Origin of the sequence: Deinococcus marmoris DSM 12784, assembly GCF_000701405.1 — a bacterium.
Lineage (GTDB): Bacteria > Deinococcota > Deinococci > Deinococcales > Deinococcaceae > Deinococcus > Deinococcus marmoris.
Genome location: NZ_JNIV01000170.1, coordinates 1 through 5,020 on the forward strand (window position 1 = coordinate 1; position 5,020 = coordinate 5,020).

Consider the following 5,020-nt stretch of genomic DNA (forward strand, 5'->3'; position numbering starts at 1 on the left):
TCACACAGTCATCGACACTCAGCGTTCCGTCCTCCTGCTCGATCTGCCTGACCAACGGCTTTGCCAGTTTCCAGAGCGTACGGGAAAAAGCCTCTTCCTGACGCAAAAAACGAGTGACCTGATCGTGACTGACTTCCCCCAGCAGCAACTGGGCGAGCATGGTGGCACTCGTTTGACCGAACGAGGAGATCAAGAAATCGCTGTACAGTTCCATCATCCGGCGAGTCACCTCCCCAGTTTGCGTCGCCGCAGTGCGAAGCAAGAAATCCTGATGATTTCATGGAGTCTTCAAATCGTAGCGCGTAAGGTCAGTTAGGGTTTAGAAAAGCAATTATTCTTTTAGAGAACGGTTGTGAAGAGTTTGGGAACATCATTGGCTTGACTCAGATTCGTTTTCCTAAAGACAACATCACCGCTGTCTCGGAAGAGCTACGCCGAGTCCTGGAGCGAGAGGGCGTAATCCCAAACTGAAATGTTTGGGTGAGTCGCGCAAGCTACATACCACGAAGTCGAGAGAAGCACCTCGGCTTTTTCCATTTCACTCAAATTACACATTTTGACTGGAAACCCGCTCGTTTCACCGCGAGATAAAAAGAAAGAAACGATGTGCTAGACATCGTTTCCGTGTGGTGGATCGCCTCGGACTTGAACCGAGAACCCGCTGATTAAAAGTCAGCTGCTCTACCGATTGAGCTAACGATCCAGATGCTGCGCCCACGCAGGGCGGTTTTGCAGCGGGGATGAGTATACGGAGGGCGGCCCTGGGTGTCAATGTCAAGCCGCCCACCCGCTGGAGCTAACGCCGCGCGCTCGGCGGCAGGTTGGGCATTTTGGGCATCTTGCCCCCCGGTCCCTTGCCGCTCATGCCCCCCAGCATCTTCATCATGCCCTTCATCTGCTCGTGCATCTTGAGCAGCTTGTTGATGTCCTGCACGCTGTGGCCGCTGCCCGCCGCGATGCGCTTGCGCCGCCGTCCGTCGATCACCTTGGGGTTGCGCCGTTCCTTGAGGGTCATGCTGGAAATCATGGCGTCAATGCGCTGGATCTGCTTCTCGTCCACGTTGAAGCCCTCGGGCAGCGCGCGGCTCATGCCGGGAATCAGCTTCAGGAGGTCGCCCAACGGTCCCATCTTGCGAATCTGGCGAAGCTGCGTGAGCAGGTCTTCGAGGTCAAAGTCGCCGGGCTTCTTGACTTCCATCGCCTTGATGTCGGCCAGCTCGGCGCGTTCGATCAGCCCCAGCACGTCGCCCATGCCCAGGATGCGCCCGGCCACGCGGTCCGGGTGAAAGGCGTCCAGGCCCGAAATCTTTTCGCTGGTCCCGGCGAAGTAGATCGGCTTGCCGGTCACGCTACGCGCCGAGAGGGCCGCCCCACCGCGCGCGTCGCCGTCCATCTTGGTGATGATCAGGCCCGAGACCTGCACCCGTTCGTCAAAGGTCTGCGCCACGTTCAGCGCCTCCTGCCCGGTCATGGCGTCCACCACCAGCAGGGTTTCGCTGGGCTGCATGGCGGTTTGCAGGTCTGCCAGTTGGTCCATCAGGGTCTCGTCGATCTGCAATCGGCCTGCCGTGTCCACGATGACCAGATCGCGGAAGTCGGTTTTGAGGTGTTCGTCCACGCGGCGGCGGGTCTCGGCGGGGGTTTCGCCGTCGGCCACCTTCAGCACGGGCACGCCCACCTGATTGGCCAGCACTTCGAGCTGATCACGCGCTGCGGGGCGCTGGGTGTCGGCGGCCACCAGCAGCACGCGGCGGCCCTTGTTCTTGTAGTGCAGGGCCAGTTTGCCGGTGCTGGTGGTCTTGCCCGCCCCCTGGAGACCCACCATGAACCACACGTTGCCCTCGGTCTTCAGCTCGGGCTGGATGGATTTGCCGCCCAGCGTTTCGATCAATTCATCGTGGACCAGCTTCACCACGGTCTGCCCGGAGTTGAGGCTGCCCGAGACCTCCTGGCCCACGGCCTTTTCGGAGACCTTCGCCACGAATTCTTTGGCCACACCAAAATTCACGTCGGCTTCCAGCAGCGCCATCCGAATCTCGCGCATGGCGGCTTTGACCTGCGCCTCGGTGAGCTGGCGCTCCTTGCCCACGCGGTCCAGGATGTCCTGCAACTTGTTGCCCAGCGACTCAAACATGGGGGCAAATTACCACGCCGGGGCGGGCGCTTTCAGTGAGATGGAAACAGACCTGCCGCCCGTTATTCTCGCTTCATGGGCAAACTCGTGCGCGACCGCATTCCAGAGTTGTTCGGCGGCAAATCCCACCTCCTGAACCCAGATGACTTTTGCGCCGCCCTCCGCACCAAACTGGGGGAGGAGGTGGCCGAGTATCTGGAGTCCGGCGAGGTGCTGGAGTTGGCGGACGTGCTGGAAGTCGTGTACGCGCTGGCGGAACTGGACGGCGTGGACAGGAACGAATTGGAGGACTTGCGGGCGCGGAAAGCTCAGGAGTGTGGCGGTTTCGCGGCCCGGCTGTGGTGGGAGTTGCCCTCTACTTGAGACCCACCAGCACGGTGCTGAGGATGGCCAGACCCACCCCCGCCCACTGCACGCCGCCCAGCCGTTCGCGGTTCAGCAGCAGCGCCAGCAGCGTGGTCAGCACGATGGACATGCTGCCCAGCACGGTCACGATGCTGTCCTCGCCGCGTCCCAGGCCCAGCGCAGTCACGAGGATGGCCCCTGTGGACAGCAACCCAGACCATCCGGCGTATTTCAGCGCTCCCGGCCCATCGGCGGGGCGTACTCCAGAACGGCGCTTCTGCCACACGCTCAGCGTGATGAAGGTCAGCGCCAGCGTACACAGGCGCAGCATCCACGTCGCCTGAACGCCGCCCACACGGGGCGTGAGGCCGTAGCCGATCACAAAGAAACATGCGCCCAGGGTCACGGCGGCGGCGATGGCCCACCACGCGCCCTGAATCCGCGCCGGGGTGGACTGGAATCCCTCCGTCTTCTGCGGTAGCGAGACCAGAATCACGGCCACCAGCACGCCCAGCAGACCCAGGCCGGTCAGCAGGCTCAGGCGTTCGCCGGCCAGCCACGCCAGCGCGGTGGTCACGGCCCCATAGCTGCCCATGATCGGGGCCACCACGGCCAGTTGCCCCAGCCCAAGCGACTGGTAAAAGGCCAGCCCGCCCGCCGTCATCAGCGTGGACGCGCCCAGTGCCCAGGCCCACGCTGGCGCGTCCGTGGGAAACAGGCTTGTGCCCGTCACCAGCAGAAAGACCAGCAGCGCCGCCACGCCGAAGCCCTGCGCCGCGAAGGACGCCCGCATGGCCCCCATCCGCCGCGAGGCCGGTTGCGCCAGATAGTCCGCAAAACCCCACGCCAGCGCCGCCAGCAGGCCCAGAAACACGCCGCTCATTGATCCATGAAGTCCAGGCCCATCGGCAGAGGATAGCGGGCATTGACATTTTCTACCTAACGCCCGTTAGGCTGGCCGCGCTATCCTGCCAGCTATGAACAAAACAGTGATCGTGGCGGCGTCTCGCACGCCGACGGGCAAGTTTTTGGGGGCGCTGGCAGACGTGAGCGCCGTGGAACTGGGCAGCATTACGCTGGCCGAAACCCTGCGCCGTTCGGGTCTTCCAGCAGACGTGATCGAGGAAGTCATTATGGGTCAGGTGGTGCAGGCCGGAAGCGGGCAGAACCCGGCCCGGCACGCGGCTCTGAAGGCGGGCCTGAGCAACGAAGTTGGCGCGCTGACCATCAACAAGGTCTGCGGCAGTGGCCTGAAAGCCGTGATTCTGGCCGCCCAGAGCATCCGCGCGGGCGATCAGAGCGCCGTTCTCGCGGGCGGCATGGAAAGCATGAGCAACGCCCCGTATCTGCTGCCAGGGGCCAGGAAGGGCTACCGCCTGGGCCACGCGCAGATGCTGGACGCCAACATGCAGGACGGGTTGTGGTGCAGCATCAACGACGAGGGCATGGGAATGACGGGCGAGCGCGTGGCCGACAAGTACGGCATCGGGCGCGAGGAACAGGACGCCTTCGCCACCCGTAGCCACCAGCGGGCGATTGCCGCGCAGCAGGCCGGGCGCTTCGCGGATGAGATCGTCCCCGTGACCGTCAAGGGCCGCAAGGGCGATACGGTGGTGGACACCGACGAGGGGCCGCGCTCGGACACCAGCCCCGAAACGCTGGCCCGTCTGAAACCCGCCTTCAAAAAAGACGGCTCTGTGACGGCAGGCAACGCCCCCGGCCTGAACGACGCTGCCGCCAGCCTCCTGATCATGTCCGAGGAAGCCGCCGCCGCCCACGGTCTGACCCCCCTGGCCGAGATCGTGGACTACGCGACGGGCGGTCTGGCCCCCGAATGGGTGATGATGACCCCGGTTCCCGCCACCAACAAGCTGCTGCAAAAGCTGGGCTGGAGCGCGGCAGACGTGGACCTGTGGGAACTGAACGAGGCATTCAGTGTGCAGAGCATCGCCGTCATGAACGAGCTAGGCCTGGACCCGGACAGGGTCAACGTCAACGGCGGCGCGGTGGCACTGGGCCACCCCATTGGCGCGTCTGGGGCGCGGATTCTGGTCACGTTGCTGCACGCCATGAAGCAGCAGGATAAGGAAACTGGGATTGCCACCCTGTGCATGGGCGGGGGCAATGGGCTGGCGCTGGCCGTTCGGCGGGTCTAGGGTCAAGAGTCAAAGGGTCTAAGGAAGGGCGCAAGGGCTTTTCTTAGTTCGACTTTGTCCATTTTGGGAATCAAGCTGCGTAACACAACGCGTCTGACATGCGCTCAAAAACCTGTCGCGGGACTTTTACGATGTCCCGGCATGACCGGGACATCGTAAAAGTCGGTAGACGCCACAACGCCCGCCTGACTGTCGCCAGGGCATCTGAGAACGTCGGCAGGGTTTTGCTATACCAGGCGCAAGTCCTGATTTCCACATCACCCTGCGACCAGAGACGCTGGGCAAGCAGCGTCACGATAGAGAACAGCCCCAAAAGAAGTGGCGTGGTTCTGGCAATGGTGAGGGCAGACCAACCCCGGCCAGTCTCAACGCCCAGATGGGCGCG

Annotated in this window: 4 protein-coding genes, 1 tRNA gene and 2 pseudogenes; 2 read left to right on the top strand and 5 right to left on the bottom strand. The window is 63.0% G+C overall.

What is annotated here, in order from left to right; translation table 11 throughout:
* From Q319_RS0122355 to ffh, 3 genes and pseudogenes are all read right to left on the bottom strand, one after another.
* Positions 1-229: pseudogene (locus Q319_RS0122355) on the bottom strand (IS701 family transposase); the annotation flags it as partial.
* Between the two features lie 398 nt (positions 230-627).
* Positions 628-703 (bottom strand) — tRNA-Lys (locus tag Q319_RS0122360).
* Between the two features lie 93 nt (positions 704-796).
* Entirely contained in the window at positions 797-2,134 is a 1,338-nt protein-coding gene (ffh, locus tag Q319_RS0122365) for a signal recognition particle protein (RefSeq protein ID WP_029484617.1), read from the bottom strand.
* Between the two features lie 75 nt (positions 2,135-2,209).
* Here ffh and Q319_RS0122370 point away from each other — a divergent pair, with 75 nt between their 5' ends.
* On the top strand, positions 2,210-2,497 hold the full coding sequence (locus Q319_RS0122370; protein ID WP_029484618.1) for a nucleoside triphosphate pyrophosphohydrolase: 288 nt from the start codon (positions 2,210-2,212) through the stop codon (positions 2,495-2,497).
* On the opposite strand, the gene Q319_RS0122375 is transcribed toward Q319_RS0122370, so the two are convergent.
* A complete protein-coding gene (locus Q319_RS0122375) occupies positions 2,490-3,362 on the bottom strand; it encodes a DMT family transporter (RefSeq protein ID WP_029484619.1) in 873 nt (290 codons plus the stop codon). The two genes, Q319_RS0122370 and Q319_RS0122375, sit on opposite strands and share 8 nt — an antisense overlap.
* Positions 3,363-3,456: 94 nt before the next feature.
* Between Q319_RS0122375 and Q319_RS0122380 the strand changes: the two genes are divergently transcribed.
* The gene (locus Q319_RS0122380) at positions 3,457-4,635 is read left to right on the top strand and encodes a thiolase family protein (RefSeq protein WP_029484620.1); all 1,179 of its coding nucleotides are present in this window, start codon (positions 3,457-3,459) and stop codon (positions 4,633-4,635) included.
* A gap of 70 nt (positions 4,636-4,705) precedes the next feature.
* Here Q319_RS0122380 and Q319_RS28460 read toward each other — a convergent pair.
* Positions 4,706-5,020: pseudogene (locus tag Q319_RS28460) on the bottom strand (IS701 family transposase); the annotation flags it as partial.